We start from the raw sequence: 19,632 nt of genomic DNA on the forward strand, positions 1-19,632 counted from the left end.
CCGCGGGCGAGCCGCGACGCACCCAGGATAGCGGATGTGGACGAGGAAAGCCCGGGAATCCGCCAGTGCAGGGAGGGTCTATCCTGGGCGGCACCCGTCTCACGCTGCCGCTCCCGAGGAGGATGCCGTTGCCCACCACCGCCCCTGTCGCCGCGGCGACCGTCCCGCTTCCCTCACGCTCGCAGCGGGCCGGAACGGCCAAGACTTCCCCGGTGCGTGACCTGCTCGCACTCACCGAGCGGCCGGAGGTCATCTCGTTCGCCGGGGGTCTCCCCGCCCCCGAGCTCTTCGACATGGACGGCATCCGTGCTGCGTTCGACGCCGTCCTGGCCTCTCCCGGTGTGCTGCAGTACTCCACGTCGGAAGGCGACCCGCGGTTGCGGGAAGAGGTCGCGCGGCGCTATTCGATCGACGGACTGCCCACCGCCGCATCCGATCTGATCATCACAACGGGTTCGCAGCAGGGACTCGGACTGCTCGCGACGACACTGCTCGACCCCGGAGACACGATCCTCGTGGAGGAGCCCTGCTATCTCGCCGCCCTGCAGACGTTCGCGCTGGCGGGGGCGCACGTGGTGGGCGTTCCCGCGAACGGTGATGACCTGGATCTCGAGGCGCTGGACCGACTGGCGTCGACGCACGGCCCGAAGTTCTTCTACACCGTGCCCACGTTCCAGAATCCGACGGGCCGAACACACGGGGTCGAGGCCCGCAGACGCATCGCGGAGATCGCGAGGAACCGAGGATTCCGCATCATCGAAGACGAGCCGTACCGCCAACTGAGGTATTCGGGTGAGCCCCTCCCCTCGCTGGCCGAGCTCGCACCCGAGCACGTCGTCAGCCTCGGCAGCTTCTCGAAGGTGATCGCTCCCGGCCTGCGAATCGGGTGGATCCGCACGACGGCCGACATCCGCTCGACCGTGACGATCGCCAAGCAGGCAGCCGATCTGCACACCTCGACCATCGATCAAGCGGCGGCCGCCCACTACCTCGTCTCCGGTCGCAGTGAGCCCGCGCTCGACCGGATCCGCGACGCGTACGCCGCCCGCCGCGACGCGATGCTCGAGGCGCTGCCGACCGCGCTGCCCGAGGGCAGCACGTGGACTCGACCGGACGGCGGCATGTTCGTCTGGGTCCGCCTTCCGGAGGGCTCCGACGCCACGGCAGCGCTCAGGAGAGCGCTGGCTCGGGACGTCGCGTTCGTCCCCGGCATGTCGTTCTCCTCCGGCACCCCGGATCCACGGACGTTGCGCCTGTCCTTCACGACCTACTCCCCTGCCAGGATCCGGGAGGGCTTGTCAAGGCTCGGTGCGACATGGGGTGCGGACGGGTAGCGTAAAGGGATGCGCTACCTCTTCAGCACCGGACTCGTCGCTGCGATCTCCGCGGGTGTCTCCCTGCTGCGCGGCACCCGCGAACAGCCCATCACCTGGCGCGCCCTTCTGTCGTGGCTGAGCTGGGGCATCACGATGGCTCTGGCGATCGGAGCCGTCGTCGACATGAACCGTGAACGTCGCGGTGTGCTCGTCGATGCCGACTCGCCGCAGTCGGTCAAGAAGGCGAAGAAGGCCCAGCGGCTCCAGTTCCGTTCGCAGAAGGCTCTCGCCGACACGCAGGACCACGCCCAGGACGCACGGCGCTGAGTCCGAGCGCCCTGGACGGACACATCAGCGTGTGAGGATCAGCGCTTCGCCCTGACCGCCTCCCCCGCAGAGTCCGACGGCAGCAGTTCCTCCGCCTCGACGTACGAGTTCGTGCACCGCATGGACCACGAGACGGTTACCGGAGGCCCCGATCGGGTGGCCGATCGCGATGCCCCCTCCGTGGATGTTCACGATGCCCTCATCCAGTCCGAGCTCGGTCTGCGAGCGTGCCACGACAGCGCCGAAGGCCTCATTGATCTCCACGACATCGAGATCCGCGGGCGTGATGCCCTGCTTCTGACAGGCGCGCTCGATCGCGCGCGCCGGCTGCGCCTGCAGCGAGTTGTCCGGTCCGGCGGTCTGACCGCTCGCCCCCACCCGGGCCAGGACGGGCCAGCCCTTCGCCTCCGCCGTGCGCCGCGTGGTGACGATCACGGCCGATGCGCCGTCGGAGATCTGGGACGAGTTCCCCGCGGTGATCGAACCGCCCTCGGCGAAGGCGGCACGCAGTCCGGCCAGGGTGTCGACCGTGGTGTCGGGACGGACCCCCTCGTCTTTCGTGACCCGCAGCGGCTCTCCCCGGCGCTGCGGCACCTCCACCGTCACGATCTCCGCATCGAAGACTTCCGCTTCCTGCGCGGCGGCCGCGCGCTGGTGCGACAGCGCGGCGACGCGATCCTGCGCCTCCCGGGTGAGCTCGAAACGGGCGTTGTGGCGTTCCGTGGACGCGCCCATGCTCTCGCGGTCGTACGCATCGGTGAGACCGTCGTAGGCCATGTGGTCGAGGACCTCGACGCTCCCGTACGTCCAGCCGTCGCGCGAGCCCATGAGCATGTGCGGCGCCCGCGTCATCGATTCCATCCCCGCTGCCACGACCACGTCCGCGTCGCCCGTGGCGATCATCCGCGCCGCGTCGATGATGGCCGTCAATCCGGACAGACACACCTTGTTGACCGAGTGGGCCGGCACATCCCAGCCGATGCCCGCGCCGATCGCCGCCTGGCGCGCCGCGTTCTGCCCCGAGCCCGCAGCCAGCACCTGCCCCACGATCACCGCGTCGATGTCGGCCGGATCGACCGAAGCCTGCGCGAGCGCGCCACGGATCGCGAAGGATCCGAGCTGCGGCGCCGTGAAGGCGGCCAGTTGTCCCTTCAGCCGCCCCTGCGGCGTACGGGCCGCGGAGACGATGACGATGTCGTTCTCGGTGTCGTTCATGGTGCAGGGGTCCTTCCCTCGAGGAGATCCGGGTGGATGGTGAGCGGGGGCTGTGTCGCGTCGACGACCTCGTCGACGGTGACGCCGGGCGCCGTCTCGACGAGGACGAGCCCCTCCTCCGTGACGTCGATCACGGCCAGGTCGGTGATGATCCGATCGACCACCGCACGACCGGTCAACGGGAGCGTGCATTCGTCGACGATCTTGGCCGAGCCGTCCTTCGCGACGTGCTCCATGAGCACGATGACGCGCGCTGCGCCGTGAACGAGATCCATGGCGCCACCCGGCCCCTTGACCATCTTGCCCGGGATCATCCAGTTCGCGAGATCACCGGCGGCAGACACCTGCATGGCGCCGAGGACGGCGGCGTCGATCTTCCCGCCGCGGATCATGCCGAAGCTCGTGGCCGAGTCGAAGAAGGCGGCGCCCGGGAGGGTCGTGACGGTCTCCTTGCCGGCGTTGATCAGGTCGGGGTCGACGGCCTCTTCCCGGGGGTAGGGCCCGACGCCGAGGATGCCGTTCTCCGACTGCAGCACGACCGTGGTCCCGGCAGGCACATGGTTGGGCACGAGCGTGGGCAGACCGATCCCGAGGTTCACGTAGGCACCGTCCGGGAGTTCGGCTGCGGCTCGGGCAGCCATCTGGTCTCGCGACAGTGCCATCTCAGGCTCCTTCCACGGCGACGGTCCGCCGTTCGATGCGCTTGGGGATATCGGTGCCGACCTCGACGATGCGATGCACGAAGACTCCGGGGAGGTGGATGCTGTCGGGGTCGAGCTCGCCCGGCTCCACGAGTCGTTCGACCTGCGCGATGCAGATCCGGCCCGCCATCGCGGCGAGGGGATTGAAGTTGCGTGCCGCCTTGTTGAAAACGAGGTTGCCGTGGCGATCGCCTTGCGCCGCGTGCACGAGCGCGAAGTCGGTGACGATGGCCTCTTCCAGGACGAACTCCTGGGGCACGCCGTCCACGTCGAACGCGCGGACGTCCTTGGCGGGAGAGGCGACGGCGATCGAGCCATCCGAGTTGTATCGACGAGGCAGACCACCCTCCGCGACCTGGGTGCCCACACCGGTCTGCGTGTAGAAGGCCGCGATGCCCGAGCCGCCTGCCCGCAGCTTCTCGGCCAGGGTCCCTTGAGGCGTGAGCTCGAGTTCGAGCTCGCCGCTCAAGAACTGGCGCTCGAACTCCTTGTTCTCCCCCACATAGGACGACGTCATCTTCCGGATGCGCTGCGCGGCCAGCAGGACCCCGAGCCCCCAGTCGTCGACGCCGCAGTTGTTGCTCACGACGCTGAGGTCCTTCGTCCCCTGTGCCAGCAGTGCCTCGATCAAGGCGATCGGATTGCCGGACAGGCCGAAGCCGCCGACGGCCAGCGAGGCGCCGTCCGGGATGTCGGCGACGGCTTCGGCCGGTGACGCCCATTGTTTGTCGATCACGTCTGCTCCTTCGAAAGCGTGCGTGTCTCCAGCTTCCCCCTCTCCCGGCGCCCGGGGGCAGTCCGTTCTTGTGATGTGGTCACATCCGGAGGTAGCGTCCACAATATGGAATCCCCCGACCGTTCCGTCCCCGGCGCACAGGCGATCGCCCGAGCGGCACGCCTCCTCCGCCTCGTGACGTCTTCCGGCGTGGACGGCGCGAGCCTGCACGACCTCGCCCGCGCCGCCGACCTGTCCCGCTCGACCGCGCACCGCCTCCTGAGCGCACTGAGGGCCGAGGGGCTCGTCGATCGAGACGAGGACAGCACGCTCTGGATGCCCGGCCCTGAGCTGTTCCTCATGGGGTCCGTGGCGGCGGCGCGCTACGACGTGACCGCGCTCGCACGGGACATCGTGCGCTCACTGGCCGTCAAGACCGAGGAGAGCGCGTTCTTCTCGGTGCGCCGTGCGGACGAGACGGTGTGCCTGCTGCGCGAGGAAGGCTCGTTCCCGATCCGCTCCTTCGTCCTGAGCGAAGGAGTCCGGTTCCCCCTCGGTGTGGCGAGTGCAGGGCTCGCGATCCTGGCTTTCCTTCCTGACCACGATGTGGACGCGTACCTCGGCCGGCACCCCGAGCTCGAGAGCGGGTGGGGGCGGGCACACGGCCCCTCCGCTCTGCGCACCCGCCTGACCGAGACGAAGGAGCGCGGATACTCGGTGAACCCCGGCCTGATCGTCGAGGGCAGCTGGGGCATCGGCGCGGCCGTCTTCGATCGCAGCGGGCGACCGGAGTGGGCATTGAGCCTGACGGGCGTGGAGTTCCGATTCGGCCCCGATCGTCTGGCCGAGCTCGGGCGAACCCTTCTCGCGCACGCCCACCAGCTCTCCGCCCGGATCGCCGGCGCCCGACGCTAGATCCAGTTACATACCATCGGGTATATACTCGCTGGTATGAATCGCTCGGATGTCATCCCCTCACTGGTGCTCTCGGGATATGCCCTCGGACGCATCGCCGCTCAGGATGCCGGCAACGAGGCACCCGCTGCACAGTGGCGAGTGCTGAGCCTTCTGGAGCAGTCAGGATCGCGACGTGTGGGAGAGCTCGCCGCTGCCGCCCGCACGACCCAGCCCGGGATGACCCGGCTCATCGGGGGCCTGGAACGCGAGGGACTCGTCCTCCGCTCCCCCGACGCCGACGATTCCCGCGCGACCGTCGTCGACATCACGCCGCAGGGCGCCGCCGCCATCGATGCGTGGCGTGCGGAGTTCCGGGAGACGCTGGCGCCCCGATTCGCTGCGTTGAGCGAGGAGGACTGGTCGGCTCTCACTCGTGCGGCGGAGATCCTCGCCGCACACACCGCCACAGAACGAACAGGAGAATCTCGGTGAACACCCCCACCACCTCATCGGTGTGGAAGCAGCCCGCGCAGGTCTGGGCGGTCGCGTTCGCGTGCGTGGTCGCTTTCATGGGCATCGGCCTCGTCGATCCCATCCTTCCCGCGATCGCCGATTCGCTCCAGGCGTCTCCGGTCGAGACGGAACTGCTGTTCACCAGCTACCTCCTCGTCACCGGGCTCGCGATGCTCGTCACCAGCTGGATCTCCAGCCGGATCGGCGCCAAAGCGACCCTGCTGATCGGCCTCGCACTGATCGTGGTCTTCGCGCTCCTCTGCGCCGTGAGCGGCAGCGTCGACGCGGTCATCGGCTTCCGTGCCGGATGGGGGCTCGGAAACGCGCTGTTCATCTCGACGGCGCTCGCGACCATCGTGGGCGCGGCGTCCGGCGGGAGCAGCGCGGCGATCATCCTGTACGAAGCGGCGCTCGGCCTCGGCATCGCCGTGGGCCCTCTGCTCGGCGGCATCCTCGGCGAGCAGAGCTGGAGGGGACCGTTCTTCGGCGTCGTCGTGCTGATGGCGATCGCCTTCGTGGCCGTGCTCGTGTTGCTCCGCGGTCCGGGTGAGAAGAGGGTGCCGGTGCCGTTCTCCGCTCCGTTCACCGCACTGCGTCGCCCGGCACTCGCGACCCTCGCGATCGCTGCGCTGTTCTACAACATCGGCTTCTTCGTGCTGCTGGCCTTCTCGCCGTTCCCCCTCGGCTTCGGCGCGCTCGGCATCGGTCTCACTTTCTTCGGATGGGGAGTCGCCCTCGCCGTCACGAGTGTTTGGGTGGCCCCCGTGCTGATGCGTCGGATACCGCGCACCCGCATCATCCTTCTCGTCCTCCCCTTGCTCGCGGCCGATCTGGTCGTCGCCGGGCTCGTGGTCGGGAGCGCACCGGCCCTGGTGGCGTGCATCGTCATCGGCGGCCTGCTGCTCGGTGTGATGAACACCGTGCTCACCGAGGCTGTGATGGAGGCCACCGATCTCCCGCGCTCGGTCGCGTCCTCTGCGTACTCGGCCGTGCGCTTCCTCGGAGGTGCGATGGCGCCTCCGATCGCCGCCCTGCTGTGGCACGCGTTCAACGCGACGGTGCCGTACCTCTTCGCGGCGGTGTCCGTGTTGCTCGCCGCGCTGACCGTGTTCCTCGGTCGACGCGTTCTCGCACACATCGACGACGAGCCGCAGGACACCGCCACCGAGGATGCGGCCGCGATCCTCGTCGGCGACGCCGGCTGACCAGGAGGACAGGCGGCGGAGCAGCATTGGATATCGTGGGGCGATGAGCGAAGGCACCCTCCTCCCGGAACGCAGCAGGCTCGTGCAGCAGCACCTGGCGGATGCGGGCGTCGACACCACGATCCGCGTCCTTCCCGACTCGGCGCGCACGGCGGCCGAAGCGGCGGCCGCGATCGGATGTGACGTCGCGGCGATCGCGAACAGCCTGGTGTTCCTCGCCGACGGCGAACCCGTCCTCGTCATGACCAGCGGCGGACACCGCGCGGACTTCGCCGTCCTGACCGAGAGCATCGGGGCGGTAGAGGTCTCGATGGCACCGGCGTCCATGGTCCGCGCCGCTACCGGCCAGGCGATCGGCGGCGTGGCGCCCGTCGGACACCCCGCGCCGCTGCGCACCTTCCTCGACGAGGCGCTCCAGGATCACGATGAGCTCTGGGCTGCGGCCGGCCACCCGCACACCGTGATGCCCCTCACCTTCGAGCAGCTTCAGGTGATCACGAACGGGGCTGTCATCCCCGTCGCGTAGCACGGGTCGACCGAGCTGCGTCTCGCTCCTGGCGTCGGCGGGCCCGTGCCCCAGCGAACACCGTCAGAGCGATGCCGAGCAGGAGCGCTGCTCCACCGCCCCAGAGGTATCCCGCCGGCACGTCTCCACCGGTTGTGGCCAGTGATCCCTGCCCCGTCAGCGGAAGCTCGTTCGGCGGGGTGACCGCGTCGGGCGGGGTGCCCGTGTCGGGCGTGGTCGGCGGAACCACCGGCGGCGTCACTGTGGCGGTGTTCGTGAGCGTGATCGCGATGGCCGCACCCCCGCCGATCGTGAACTGGGCTGACCCATCAGCCCGCCCGCTGACGCCGCTGCCGGAGAACACAGGCGTACCCCACTCGACCCCCTCGACGGCCGGAGGCGTGAGCTCCACGAGGGTGACGACGGTACCCGCAGGCAACGGAATTCGAGACGTCGCCTCTCCTGCAGCCACCGTGAGCGTCCGCTCCACCGCCGGTTCGCCGTAGCTGTAGCGGACCGTGTAGACCGCGTCGGCCGGAACCTCCGACGAGCCCGATCCTTCGAGAACCTTGGTCAGCGTGAAGTCACCCGACGCGCTGCCGTCGCCTGTGCCCCCGCCCGTGACGCGCCAGGCCAGGTCATTCCGCAGCGTGAGACCGTTCACGTCGGCCACGTTCCCGTAGGTAGCGCCGGCGGCCTGCGAACTCGGCACGGTGAAGTACTTGACGAAGTAGGTGCGCGTCGGGTCGATCGGCCCGGGGATCACGAGATCGAACCCCGTTCCCTCCGCGTTCCAGCCGCCGGTCCAGTTCGACACGTCCTTGGCGTCCTGGTCGAGTCCGTCCGTGCTCCAGACGACGAGCGCCCCATCTTCGTTGTGATGCTCCGCGAACTGGTCGTCAGCCGTGGTCAGCATGTCGTGGATGACGAGGGAATCGACGTTCTGGAACTGTGCGCCGGGAAGGACCAGCTGCCACGCGATCCTGCCGTCGGCCGTCTGCCATGACCACTTCTGCGGTTCCGTGGGCAAGGGCGACGCCGGACCGATCCCGCCACCGGGGACCTCGACGGGCGTGATCTTGCCGTCGACGACGAACTCCACCGTGCTCTCGGTCGTCTGTTCGTCAGCGCTGGCTGCGAACCACAGCGATCCGTTGACCCCCGTGCGTCCGTTCACGAAGTCTGTGAGCGTGCAGGTGACGACGGGAGCGGCGTCGGCGCTCACTGTGCATTCGGCGACGGTCTGACTCGGATCCTCGACGGACGGCACCGAGAATGTCATTCCGGCGCGTCCGAGCTGGCTCGGGAGCGTGAATCCGAACGTCTGCCCGCCGACGGCGCCGTCCGGCACCGCCCACTCGGCATCGACACGGATCTGCTGGTACTGCGTGACCGATGATCCACCGTTCGTCGTCGTGACGGTGATCGATGCCGCGTCGATGGCCGCGAGATAGTCGTACTCCGCGGCTGTCGCCGCTCCTGCGCCCACGAAAGTCATGACAGCGGTGAGCGCTGTCGCGGCGATGGCCGTGATGGTCGTTCGGCGTGCGCGCGTACGTCCAGGATGTGTGTTCACGTTGCTCCCCAGTTCTCTTGATGTGCCACACCCCGGATCCTGCTGTCACACAGCAGCGCATCCCTACGAGGTGCGGCTTATCCCCCACGGGGAGAGACGACGTCCTGTCGATTCCGTTACGCGAGTTCCCGGAAATCCGTCTCGACGTCTTCGCGAGCGACGAAAGCTCCGGAACCGCTCGCGGGCCTAGGATCGAAACGACCACCACGGGAAGGGCACGCCCATGAGGCATCGACCATGAGAGATGTGACGCGGCGTGGATTGGCTCTGTCACTTCTCCTCAGCGGCGTCGCAGGGTACGTCGACGCCATCGGATTCATTGAAACCGGCGGGCTGTTCGTCTCGTTCATGAGCGGCAACTCGACTCAGGCCGGTGTCGATGTCGTCGAGCGGGGTCTGGCCGCTTCGTTCCTTCCGCTCACGCTGGTCGCCGCGTTCGTCATAGGCGTCGCCGCAGGGGCGCTGATCGGCGGGCAAGGGCGCCGGCGCGCATGGGCCATCACTGCGTCCGGGACCGCGGTCGCACTGAGCTCCTGCCTCGCAGCCCTTGCGCCGACGGGACCGGCCCGCTTCTGGCTGCTCTCCTTCGCTATGGGCGCGCTCAACACCCTGTACCTGTCCGAGGGGCGTGCTCGCGTCCCGATCACCTATGCAACCGGGACCTTGGTCAGCTTGGGACTGTCGGTCGCGGCGCTGCTCACCGGACGGTCGCGCACCGCTTGGCAGCGACCTCTCCTATTATGGGGTTCGCTGGCAGGAGGAGCCGTTGTCGGTGCCACGGCGCACAGGCTCGGAAGCGGGCTCGCTCTCCTCTTTGCTGCGATCGTGCTGGGCATCGCTGCGGCCGGACTCGCCATGCATCGCGGCGGTAGACGGCAACACGCGAGCGACTGATCTGGCGTGGCCTCCGCCCGCTCGATCACGGCAGGAGCGTCGCGCATCGGCCGCATGCTCAAGGAGCAGAAAAGCCCCGGTAGATGGCGAGATCTACAGGGGCTGATCCGTGCACCCCCTGGGACTTGAACCCAGAACCCACTGATTAAGAGTCAGTTGCTCTGCCGATTGAGCTAGAGGTGCGTGGCCCGGGAGAACCCCGACCGAGGAATTACATTACCAGCCGACGGACCCCATGTGAAATCGGGGTCGCCTCGGGCGCGCCGCCGCCGACTCACGCGGAAACCTGGCCGTTCGACACTCTGGCCACGCCGTCGTGACGACTATTCTGAGACCGTGACCGACTCCCCCCTCACTGACTCCCTTCGCAGCGATCTCGAACTCGCACTCCGCCTCGCCGATGCCGCCGACGCCCAGTCGCTCCCCCGCTTCGACGCCGCCGATCTGGAGATCTCGACCAAGGCTGACAACTCCCACGTGACGGATGCCGACCTCGCCACCGAGCGCGCCATCCGCCGCGTCCTGGAAGCCGAGCGCCCCGAAGACGGCATCTTCGGTGAGGAGTTCGGCGCACAGGGAAGCACCCACCGCCAGTGGATCATCGATCCGATCGACGGCACAGCGAATTTCCTCCGTGGCGTCCCGCTGTGGGGCACGATGATCGCGCTCGCGATCGACGGAGTGCCGCAGGTCGGCGTCGTGAGTATGCCCGCTCTCGGTCGCCGCTGGTGGGCGGCCACGGGTGGCGGAGCCTGGACTGCCACCGAAGGCGAGCCCCGACGGCTGCAGACCTCGGCGGTGGACTCCCTCGACGACGCCAGCGTCAGTTTCCAGAGCATCGCGCAGTGGGCGGATGCCGGTCGTCTCGACACCCTGCTGAGCATCGGCGCACGGGTCTGGCGTGACCGCGCCTACGGTGACGTCTACGCGTACATGCTCCTCGCCGAGGGCCGCATCGACATGGTCGCGGAGTTCGGCGTCAAGGAGTACGACATCGCCGCCGCCGTGCCGATCGTCCGAGAAGCGGGTGGCCGGATGACCGCCGTCGACGGAGACGAGACGATCTCGGCGCGCTCGACACTCGCAACCAACGGCCGTCTCCACGAAGACTTCCTGACACTCATCAACGACTGATCCGGACGAAAGGGGCCCGCGATGAAGACGCGCATCATGTCCGCCACCGCGGGCGTCGTGCTGCTCATCGCTGCCCTGACCGCGTGCGCGGCACCGGAGGCGTCGCCGGCCACGCCTCCTCCGGATGAAGTGACCCCGAGTCCCGTGGCGACTCCCGAGCCGGCAGCATCGACGGCGCCCGAGCCTCCTGCCGAGGAGCTCACGTGCGAGTCCATGATCTCGGCGGGGACGGTCACCGCTCTCACGGACGCCGGATGGACCGCACAGTCCAAGGAGTTCGTCGTGGGCGGCGTCGAACTCACCGAAGGCCTGCTGTGCTTCTGGGCCGACTACAGCGTCGGTTCCGATCACGGTCAGCTCTACGGCTGGTCGCCGACGACATCGGAAGAAGCCGCCGACGCGCAGGCCGGTCTCCTCGCCGAAGGGTGGAAGCGTCAGGACGACGCCGCGGGCGTCTACTTCACCGAGGACCCTCAGTACTCGATGGGAACCGATGCGGACGGGTACGGGATGACCTACCTGTTCGGCGACGGATGGGTGAAGTTCGCCGACACCAGGCAGGGCCTGATCCTCGTCGAGTGGACGGGCTGAAGACGTCGCTACGGCCGCGCGGCGCCCATCGAGCTCTCTCTGATGCGTCCGAATCCCCGCGCGACCGGGGGTGACCACATCAGCGTGATGAGGGTCGCCGCCACCAGCACCGTCACCGCCGCACCCCAGTCCCACCGGTCGCCGAAGACGATGACGACGGCGTTGAGCGCGACGGCGACCCCGAGGAAGATCGTGAGCATGAGCCGCGAGAGTCCACTGCCACGACGTATTCCGGCAGCGACCGCGAGCACCAGGAGGCCGAACAAGGCGATCGCCGCACCGGCGAGGGAGAACGCCGACGTGCTCACATCCGGGTCGTAGCGACCGAGGAAGACGAGGATGCCGAAGCCCGTCGCGAGGACACCGAACGCATACGCGAGCACCACGACCACCGTCGTGATGATGCCCGCAACGACGCCAGCCGGAGGGGTCGTCGCCGTCGACGCCCGGGCGATGACCCGCGTGGTCGCGGCCGTCTTCGGGCTCAGGACGAGGCGGCGATGAAGCAGACGCACCACCTCTATCGCGGCGACCATCACGATCGCGATCCCCGTGAGCGCGATGGCGAGGTCTTCACCCGGGTCGACCAGTACGAAGAACTCTCGGGCGAGCGGGATGGTGAAGACCGCGATCAGCAGGACGAACATCGCCCCCACGACGATCACCTTGAACCGGTTGAGCGGACGTGCGAGCACCGCCAAGATCCAGATCCCGACCACAGCGAGGATCACGGTGGCCCCCGTCCGCAGCTGTTCCTCCTGGACTCCGAGGCCTCGCGCGACGAACGTGTACCAGGTCAGGCCCAGGGCGACCACGACTCCCGAAGGGATCGCGAAGCTCAGCGAACGTCGCAGGAACCCCGGCACGTACCGGGCCGCGTTGGGCATGAGCGCGAGGAAGAAGGCGGGAATGCCGATCGTCAGGCCATCGGTGATCGACAGTTGGCGCGGCAGGAAGGGGAACTCGAGCACGAGCACCCCGAACATGATCGCGAGCAGTGTCGCGTACACGGTCTTGTTCAGGAAGAGCATCGACACGCGTTCGATGTTCGCGATCACCTGACGCCCTTCCGCGACGACATCGGGCAGGTGCGAGAACTGTCCGTCGAGGAGGACGAGCCTGGCGACCGCCTTGGTGGCGGGCGATCCGGAGTTCATGGCGATGCCGATGTCCGCAGCTTTGATCGCCAGGGCGTCGTTGACGCCGTCGCCCGTCATCGCGACCGTGTGCCCGTGGCTCTGCAACGCCGTGACCATGCGCTTCTTCTGCTCGGGGGTGACGCGCCCGAAGACCGAGTGCCGATCGAGGACGTCGGCGAGTTCGGCGTCGCCTTCCGGCAGCCGCCGTGCGTCGTAGCCCTCCGCGACGTCGAGGCCGACTTCCCGGGCGATCGCAGCCACCGTGCGCGGGTTGTCACCGGAGATGATCCGGATGCCGACCTCCTGCCGTGTGAAGTACTCGAGGGTCTGCGCCGCGTCGGGCCTGACCTGCTCGCGGAAAGTGAGGACGAGGACGGCCGTCAGCTCACTCGGAAGCTGCTCGGACTCGATGTCCGCCTCGGACAGCGGCGTCTCAGAACGACCGAGGACCAGAGTGCGCCGACCGGTCTCAGCGAGGGTGGTGACCATGCGTCCGAGCTCGGTCGCGTCCGACGTCGCCGCGTCTCCGAAGACCATCTCGGGTGCCCCCATCACCCAGGCCCCGGGGATCTCCGAGAACGTCACCGCGCTCCACTTGCGCGCCGAGGAGAACGGAACGTATCCGCGCACGACGAGGGGGTGCGTGACCGGATACGCCGTGCCCATCGATCGCGCCGTCGCGTTCGCATCCGGCGAGGCGGCGAACCAGGACAGCACCGCCGCGGCGGTGCCGGAGAGCTCCGTCGTGCTTCCGGCGAGGGGATGCGCCGCATCGAAGCCGATCTCCCCGACCGTCAGGGTGCCGGTCTTGTCGAGGCACACGACATCGACGCGCGCGAGGCCCTCGACGGCGGGGAGCTCATTGACCAGCACCTGTCGACGCGCGAGTCTCGATGCCCCGACGGCGAAGGCGATGCTCGTCATCAGCACCAGGCCGAGCGGGATCATCGCGGTCAGCGCCGCGATCGTGTTCACGACCGCCTGCACCCATGCGCCGCTCGAGAACACCGTGGCGTATCCGCCACCCACGATGATCTGAGCGTTCAGCACCAGCAGCCCGACCGGGCCGATCACCCAGCTCACCCATTTCAGAACGCGGTCGACCGAAGCGCGGAGCTCGCTCGAGACGAGGGAGAAGCGCTTGGCCTCGCCGGCGAAGCGGTTCGCGTACGAGTCCGCCCCCACTCGGGTCGCCTGAGCAGTCCCTTCGCCGCCGACGACGACAGCACCCGAGAGAGCATCGTCGCTCGGTTGCTTCTCCACCGGATCCGACTCGCCCGTGAGCATCGACTCGTCGATCTGGAGTCCATGCGACGTGAGGATGCGGGCATCAGCCGGCACCTGTTCGCCGGCGCGCAGGATGAGCACATCGTCCAGGACCACTTCGCCGGGTGCGACCTCGGCTTGCACGCCCTCTCGGAGCACCAACGCTCGTGGCGCATTCATCAGCGCGAGGCGGTCGAGCGCGGACTTCGCGCGGAACTCCTGCACGCATCCGATGATCGCGTTCGCGAAGGCAGCGAGTCCGAACAGCGCATCCTGCCAGCGCCCCACGAGGAACAGCACGAGGAAACAGGCGAAGACGATGCCGTTGAAGAGCGTGAACACATTCGCCCGCACGATGCTCCACGCGCTTCGGCTCGTGTCCGCCGAGAACGCGTTCGTCTTCCCGGACGCGACACGCTCTGCGACCTCCGTGCGCGTCAGACCGTTCGTGTCAGTTTCGGTCGTCGACTCCACAGAACTCAATATAGGTCCCTGCCCCGCCATCCACAGCGGCCGGGTCTCGCTGACCGGCTACTCGTCTCTGCTATCGTCTTCCAGGCGCCGAGGCCTCAGCTGTCGGGCCGCTCCACCCGTACCGAAGGATGCCCCGTGCCCGAACAGAGCCCCGTCCCCGCGCGCTCAGCGCTTTCTCGCCGCACCGTGATCGGCGCCGCGGCCTGGGCTGTGCCCGTCGTCGCGGTGGCTGTCGCCGCCCCCGCGCACGCGGCGAGCGGAGGAGCCCTCGACGCGAGCGGCGTCGTCCTCACGTTCACCGGGCCGCAGTGGAGCTCGGAGTTCACGCTCACCGGGCAGCTCGCTCTCTCCCCGGCCGCACCGGCTCCGACCGACGTGACCATGACGATCACGTGGCAGGGCACGGGCGCCAACGCCGGCGCGCAGGGCCTCTACATCTACGGCGGCGGCACGCCGCCCATCGAGGCCGGAGTCACGGGTTGGACCTACTTGCAGGGGGCACCGGACAACCAGCTTCACACGACCGTCATCCTCAGCGCCTCCGCCCCAGCTGGTACGACTTCGATCCCGACCGTCTCCATCTACGACGGCGACACGTCGCTGCCGATCATGTACGGCGCGGAGACGCCCAACGGCGGGAGTTCCTTCTGGGACGGCATCATCACAATCCGCTTCGCCGCACCCGGCTACATCGACGCGGTCATGACAGTGCCCTACACCCAAGTGGTGTGAGGCAATCGTCTCGGGTCTGCACGACAACCGGACCACGCTGGCTGATGAGAAGCCGGACACACAGCGAAGCCCGCCTCCCTCGCGGCTACGAGGGAGGCGGGCCTCAATTCCTGTGACAACGACGTGGTGGAGCTGGGGGGAATCGAACCCCCGTCCAACGCTGAGTCTCCACGCCTTCTCCGGGCGCAGTCTGTGAAGACGTTCTGCTCGGCTCCGACCTTTGTCACAGACACCTAAGTCGACGAGCCCAGCCTGGGAAGAGTCCCACGTGACGTCCAGACGCCATCACGCAGCAAGATTCCTAGATGACGCCAGGATCCGTATCGGAATCACATACGGCCTGACGGACTATCGGGCTCGCTTATGCAGCGAGGGCGAAGTCGTTGCGCTTGGTTTCGGCAACTATTTTTTTGCAGAGAGCGTTTACGAGATAACTCTGCATCCTCGGCCCGCTTCTCGTGGATTCACAGGCGCTGTCGAAACCGATCAGCCCCGTGGTCCTTCTCTCGAAGGAGCCGTTGTCACACTATGGAATTGCCAACCCGGATGACGAACACCCGAGCATCTCAGACTACAACGTTCGACGGCTCTCCGCCATTCCGCAGGGCGTGATGAGCTGGCGTAGAGTCGGCGCATGAGTGAAGTCACCGTCACCGTCCGCGGCGAGCACGAGAGGCGCGTCGCACCGGAGCGAGCAACCATCCGCGTGAGTGTCCGCAGCGAGGGCCCGGAGCGGACGGTCGTCGTCGAACACGTGATGCGGCTGGCCGACCCTGTGCGACGCAGCATCACCGAGCGAGCCGACACGGGCAGCATCGTGGACTGGACCAGCACTCGTCTCTCGGTGCGTGCGGAGCGGCCGTGGAGCAACGACGGCAAGCGCCTCGCACCCGTGTTCTACGCCAGCGTCGACTTCACCGCGACCTTCGCGGAAGCATCCGAGCTTTCGATCTGGGCCTCCGACATCTCGCCGTGGGACGGCGTCGAGGTGGGCGGGGTCGAGTGGCATCTGACCCCCGAAACCCGGACGCAGGTCGAACAAGAGGTCGCTGCGGAGGCTGTCGGCGTCGCCGTCACACGGGCTCAGGCGTATGCCGGGGCGCTCGGACTGGAGCAGGTCACCCCTCTCGAGATCGCCGACGCGGGCTTGATCTCGAAGGGTCAGGGCTCCGCAGAGGCGCCGCTGATGAAGGCGCGCGGAGGTATCGCTTTCGCTGCCGACGCCGGCCCCGCGATGGAGTACGAACCGGACGAGATCGTCATCTCGGCGACCGTCGAGGCCCGCTTCCTCGCCCGCTGACCCGGATCACTCCGGCGTCGCGAAGGGAGCGAGTTCCGCCGCGAGACGCTCGGACACCCGAGCATGAACGGCGGTACCCTCCTCCCGATGATCCACGGCGAGCAACATCCCGGACTCGTGGATCGCGGCGACCAGGTCGCCGCGATCGTAGGGGATCACCGCGTGGACCTCGACTGCCGGCTTGGGGAGTGCGTCCTCGATGGCGGCACGCAGCTCCGCGATTCCCTCGCCGGACCGTGAAGACACGAAGTGCGCGTGCGGCTGGAGGCCGCGGAGCACCAGACGCTCGTCCTCGTCGATCAGATCCGCCTTGTTGAAGACCACGATCTCGGGCAGATCCCGTACGCCGACATCACCGAGCACGTCGCGCACGGTCTGAAGCTGACCCGCCGGGTCGGGGTGCGAGCCGTCGACGACGTGGAGCACGACGTCGGCTTCGCCTACCTCTTCCAGCGTCGAACGGAAGGCCTCGACGAGCTGATGCGGCAGATCACGGACGAATCCGACGGTGTCGGTCAACGTGTACACGCGTCCGTCCTCCGTCTCGGATCGCCGTACCGTGGCATCGAGCGTCGCGAACAGCGCGTTCTCGACCAGCACCCCCGCGCTCGTGAGCGCATTGAGGAGACTCGACTTGCCGGCGTTCGTGTACCCCGCGATCGCGACCGACGGAATCGTGTTGCGCTTGCGCTCGGCGCGCTTCGCCTCACGAGCCGGACCGAAGTCTCGGATCTGGCGCCGCAGCAGAGCCATCTTGGTCCGGATCCGCCGACGGTCGAGTTCGATCTTGGTCTCACCGGGACCGCGCGAGCCCATGCCCGCGCCGCCGGCGCCCACTTGCCCACCGGCCTGACGACTCATCGAGTCACCCCATCCGCGCAGACGCGGAAGCAGGTATTCCAGCTGCGCGAGCTCGACCTGGGCCTTGCCCTCACGGCTCTTCGCGTGCTGGCTGAAGATGTCGAGGATCACCGTGGTGCGGTCGATGACCTTGACCTTGACGACGTCTTCGAGTGCACGACGCTGGCTCGGCGCAAGCTCCGTGTCGGCGATCACGGTGTCAGCGCCCACGGCGGCGACGATGTCCTTGAGTTCCTGCGCCTTGCCGCGACCGAGATACGTGGCGGCATCGGGATGCGGCCGGCGCTGAAGCACACCATCGAGCACCACGGCACCGGCGGTCTCCGCCAACGCCGCGAGTTCACGGAGAGAGTTCTCGGCATCCTCCTGCGCGCCCTGCGGGTACACACCGACGAGGACGACGTTCTCCAGACGCAGCTGCCGGTACTCGACCTCGGTGACGTCCTCGAGCTCTGTCGAAAGCCCGCCGACGCGACGAAGCGCGTGACGATCTTCGAGGTCCCACTGCGCGCCATCGGTGCTGCCGTGGGAGGCCGTCGATTCATCCTGCAGCGCCTGTGCTGCGCCGAACACGTGCACGTCGGAACGCTTCTCTGCGCTCGCGAGTACGCGATCGACGGTGTGGTCGTCGGTGGAGGGGGTGGTGGTCTCCGTCATCCGTTCCTTGTCTCTGGGTTTCGTAGCGAGCCTTAACCTTAGCCCGCGCTGTCCGGTACGCTCGCCCTATGGGGTCCGATCACTACTTCACTGCGGCCCCGGCAAGCCCCGAGAACCTTCGTAAGATCCGCGTATCGCTCGCAGGTCGAGAGCTCGAACTCACCACCGCCGGTGGTGTCTTCAGCCCGGATCGTCTCGACGCCGGCACTGCAGTGCTCCTCGCCAACACGCCTCCGGTTCCTCCGGGCGGCGACCTTCTCGACCTCGGGAGCGGTTGGGGTCCTGTCACGATCTCGATGGCCCTCGCCTCTCCCCATGCGACGGTGTGGGCCGTCGACGTGAACGAGCGTGCCCTGGATCTCGTCCGCCGCAACGCGGCTGCTCTCGGGCTCACCAATGTCAACGCATCTCTGCCCGACGATGTTCCCGCGCACGTGTCGTTCCGCACGATCCGCTCCAATCCGCCCATCCGCGTCGGCAAGAACGAGCTCCACGGGCTGTTGGAACGGTGGATCCCGCGACTCGACGAGCGCAGCGACGCATGGCTCGTGGTGCAGCGCAACCTCGGGGCCGACTCGCTGCAACGCTGGATCGGCGCGACGTTCCATCCGGGCTACAGCGTCTTCCGGACCGCCACCGGCAAGGGGTACCGGATCCTGAAGGTCCGTAAGCACGGCACGCCCCCGACGGAGCCGATCGCACTCTCCGAGTTGTGACCGTCGCATTCGTCTTGGACGACGGTCAGACGAGGTCGACCTCGCCCTGGAACACCAGCTGGGCCGGGCCTGAGAGCGCGACGTGCTCCCCGTCCTCGGCCGGGAACATGCGTACGCCGAGGGTGCCGCCCGGCACTTCCACCTGCCAGTTGTTCGGTGCCTTCTCCCCTGCCCAGTAGCGCACGGCCAGCGCTGTCGCGGCGACGCCGGTACCGCAGCTGAGGGTCTCGCCCACACCCCGCTCATGGACGCGCATGCTCACGTGCCCGACGCCATCGCGCACGAGCGGCTCCCCTGGCACGACGAACTCGACGTTCGCCCCCTCGGGAAGCGAAGGATCGAGATCAGGTGCGCGGTGCAGCTCGAGGCCGGCGAGCTCGGCTTCCGAGGCGAGCGCCACGACGACGTGCGGATTGCCGACATCGATCCCGAGGCCGGGACGCGTGACGGGGAGCCCGTCGACACGCACGAGCGGGTCGTCGCCCGAGAGCTTCCAGCGGCCGAGGTCGACCTGGTATCCGGTCGCGCTTCGCGTCACGTCGCGCACACCGGCCCGCGTGCCGATGGGCAGGGTGGATCCGGGCTCGATGGTCGCGAGACCGGAGCGAACCAGGTAGTGCGCGAACACCCGGATGCCGTTGCCGCACATCTCGGCGAGCGAACCGTCGGCGTTCCGGTAGTCCATGAACCACTCGGCAGCAGGTTCCTCCGCCAGCGCGGCCTCGCCATCGGCGATCGCCTCGGATCGGACGACGCGGAGGATGCCGTCCGCACCGATTCCGAAGTGGCGGTCGCAGAGGACGGTGACCTGTTCCACCGTCAGATCGAGTGCCCCGTCGGGGTCAGCGATGATGATGAAGTCGTTGCCCGTGCCGTGCCCTTTGGTGAATGCGACCAT

The 19,632-nt window shown here is 68.0% G+C and carries 19 protein-coding genes, 1 tRNA gene and 1 other RNA gene; 12 read left to right on the forward strand and 9 right to left on the reverse strand.

Features of this window, described 5'->3' with window-relative positions; translation table 11 throughout:
• Positions 1-128 precede the first annotated feature (128 nt).
• A complete protein-coding gene (locus L978_RS00520) occupies positions 129-1,334 on the forward strand; it encodes an aminotransferase-like domain-containing protein (protein ID WP_231554943.1) in 1,206 nt (401 codons plus the stop codon).
• Positions 1,335-1,343: 9 nt separating this feature from the next.
• Entirely contained in the window at positions 1,344-1,643 is a 300-nt protein-coding gene (locus L978_RS00525) for a hypothetical protein (protein ID WP_047519243.1), read from the forward strand.
• A 24-nt stretch (positions 1,644-1,667) separates the two neighbouring features.
• Here L978_RS00525 and L978_RS00530 read toward each other — a convergent pair whose 3' ends face one another.
• From L978_RS00530 to L978_RS00540, 3 genes are read right to left on the reverse strand one after another with little or no spacing between them, the layout of a single operon-like run.
• Entirely contained in the window at positions 1,668-2,858 is a 1,191-nt protein-coding gene (locus tag L978_RS00530) for an acetyl-CoA C-acetyltransferase (RefSeq protein WP_047519245.1), read from the reverse strand.
• Positions 2,855-3,520 (reverse strand): CoA transferase subunit B, encoded by a 666-nt coding sequence (locus tag L978_RS00535; RefSeq protein WP_197055598.1) that lies wholly within the window; start codon positions 3,518-3,520, stop codon positions 2,855-2,857. The genes L978_RS00530 and L978_RS00535 overlap by 4 nt, the downstream gene beginning before the upstream one ends.
• Position 3,521: 1 nt before the next feature.
• Positions 3,522-4,295, reverse strand: coding sequence for a CoA transferase subunit A (locus L978_RS00540; RefSeq protein WP_047519246.1), 774 nt, complete (start codon positions 4,293-4,295; stop codon positions 3,522-3,524).
• Between the two features lie 105 nt (positions 4,296-4,400).
• Here L978_RS00540 and L978_RS00545 point away from each other — a divergent pair, with 105 nt between their 5' ends.
• From L978_RS00545 to L978_RS00560, 4 genes are read left to right on the forward strand one after another with little or no spacing between them, the layout of a single operon-like run.
• Positions 4,401-5,189, forward strand: a complete 789-nt coding sequence (locus L978_RS00545; RefSeq protein WP_047519248.1) for an IclR family transcriptional regulator — start codon at positions 4,401-4,403, stop codon at positions 5,187-5,189.
• A 36-nt stretch (positions 5,190-5,225) separates the two neighbouring features.
• Entirely contained in the window at positions 5,226-5,663 is a 438-nt protein-coding gene (locus tag L978_RS00550) for a MarR family winged helix-turn-helix transcriptional regulator (protein ID WP_047519251.1), read from the forward strand.
• A complete protein-coding gene (locus L978_RS00555; RefSeq protein WP_156118197.1) occupies positions 5,654-6,889 on the forward strand; it encodes an MFS transporter in 1,236 nt (411 codons plus the stop codon). Before L978_RS00550 ends, L978_RS00555 begins: the two co-directional genes overlap by 10 nt.
• 43 nt (positions 6,890-6,932) lie before the next feature.
• A complete protein-coding gene (locus L978_RS00560) occupies positions 6,933-7,415 on the forward strand; it encodes a YbaK/EbsC family protein (RefSeq protein ID WP_047519255.1) in 483 nt (160 codons plus the stop codon).
• On the opposite strand, the gene L978_RS00565 is transcribed toward L978_RS00560, so the two are convergent.
• The gene (locus L978_RS00565; protein ID WP_047519257.1) at positions 7,399-8,970 is read right to left on the reverse strand and encodes an Ig-like domain-containing protein; all 1,572 of its coding nucleotides are present in this window, start codon (positions 8,968-8,970) and stop codon (positions 7,399-7,401) included. The genes L978_RS00560 and L978_RS00565 overlap by 17 nt on opposite strands.
• Positions 8,971-9,207: 237 nt before the next feature.
• Here L978_RS00565 and L978_RS00570 point away from each other — a divergent pair, with 237 nt between their 5' ends.
• Positions 9,208-9,864, forward strand: coding sequence for a YoaK family protein (locus tag L978_RS00570; RefSeq protein ID WP_047519259.1), 657 nt, complete (start codon positions 9,208-9,210; stop codon positions 9,862-9,864).
• 110 nt (positions 9,865-9,974) lie between these two features.
• Here L978_RS00570 and L978_RS00575 read toward each other — a convergent pair.
• Positions 9,975-10,047: transfer RNA gene (locus L978_RS00575), tRNA-Lys, on the reverse strand.
• A 153-nt stretch (positions 10,048-10,200) separates the two neighbouring features.
• Here L978_RS00575 and L978_RS00580 point away from each other — a divergent pair.
• Both L978_RS00580 and L978_RS00585 read left to right on the forward strand, forming a co-directional pair.
• Positions 10,201-10,998, forward strand: a complete 798-nt coding sequence (locus tag L978_RS00580; RefSeq protein ID WP_047519261.1) for an inositol monophosphatase family protein — start codon at positions 10,201-10,203, stop codon at positions 10,996-10,998.
• 21 nt (positions 10,999-11,019) lie between these two features.
• On the forward strand, positions 11,020-11,589 hold the full coding sequence (locus L978_RS00585; protein ID WP_047519262.1) for a hypothetical protein: 570 nt from the start codon (positions 11,020-11,022) through the stop codon (positions 11,587-11,589).
• Between the two features lie 8 nt (positions 11,590-11,597).
• On the opposite strand, the gene L978_RS00590 is transcribed toward L978_RS00585, so the two are convergent.
• The gene (locus L978_RS00590) at positions 11,598-14,468 is read right to left on the reverse strand and encodes an HAD-IC family P-type ATPase (RefSeq protein WP_047519264.1); all 2,871 of its coding nucleotides are present in this window, start codon (positions 14,466-14,468) and stop codon (positions 11,598-11,600) included.
• A 135-nt stretch (positions 14,469-14,603) separates the two neighbouring features.
• Between L978_RS00590 and L978_RS00595 the strand changes: the two genes are divergently transcribed.
• On the forward strand, positions 14,604-15,200 hold the full coding sequence (locus L978_RS00595) for a hypothetical protein (RefSeq protein ID WP_047519266.1): 597 nt from the start codon (positions 14,604-14,606) through the stop codon (positions 15,198-15,200).
• 124 nt (positions 15,201-15,324) lie between these two features.
• On the opposite strand, the gene ssrA is transcribed toward L978_RS00595, so the two are convergent.
• Positions 15,325-15,694, reverse strand: a transfer-messenger RNA (tmRNA) gene (ssrA, locus tag L978_RS18490).
• A gap of 140 nt (positions 15,695-15,834) precedes the next feature.
• Here ssrA and L978_RS00600 point away from each other — a divergent pair.
• Positions 15,835-16,500: an SIMPL domain-containing protein gene (locus tag L978_RS00600; protein WP_047519268.1), complete on the forward strand. Its 666-nt coding sequence runs from the start codon at positions 15,835-15,837 to the stop codon at positions 16,498-16,500.
• 6 nt (positions 16,501-16,506) lie between these two features.
• On the opposite strand, the gene hflX is transcribed toward L978_RS00600, so the two are convergent.
• A complete protein-coding gene (gene hflX / locus L978_RS00605) occupies positions 16,507-18,018 on the reverse strand; it encodes a GTPase HflX (RefSeq protein WP_047519270.1) in 1,512 nt (503 codons plus the stop codon).
• 68 nt (positions 18,019-18,086) lie between these two features.
• Here hflX and L978_RS00610 point away from each other — a divergent pair, with 68 nt between their 5' ends.
• Complete coding sequence (locus L978_RS00610) at positions 18,087-18,734, forward strand: class I SAM-dependent methyltransferase (protein ID WP_047519272.1); 648 nt, start codon at positions 18,087-18,089, stop codon at positions 18,732-18,734.
• 25 nt (positions 18,735-18,759) lie between these two features.
• Here L978_RS00610 and dapF read toward each other — a convergent pair whose 3' ends face one another.
• Entirely contained in the window at positions 18,760-19,632 is an 873-nt protein-coding gene (gene dapF / locus L978_RS00615) for a diaminopimelate epimerase (protein ID WP_047519274.1), read from the reverse strand.

It is taken from the genome of Microbacterium sp. ZOR0019, from assembly GCF_000800925.1.
GTDB lineage: Bacteria > Actinomycetota > Actinomycetes > Actinomycetales > Microbacteriaceae > Microbacterium > Microbacterium aurugineum.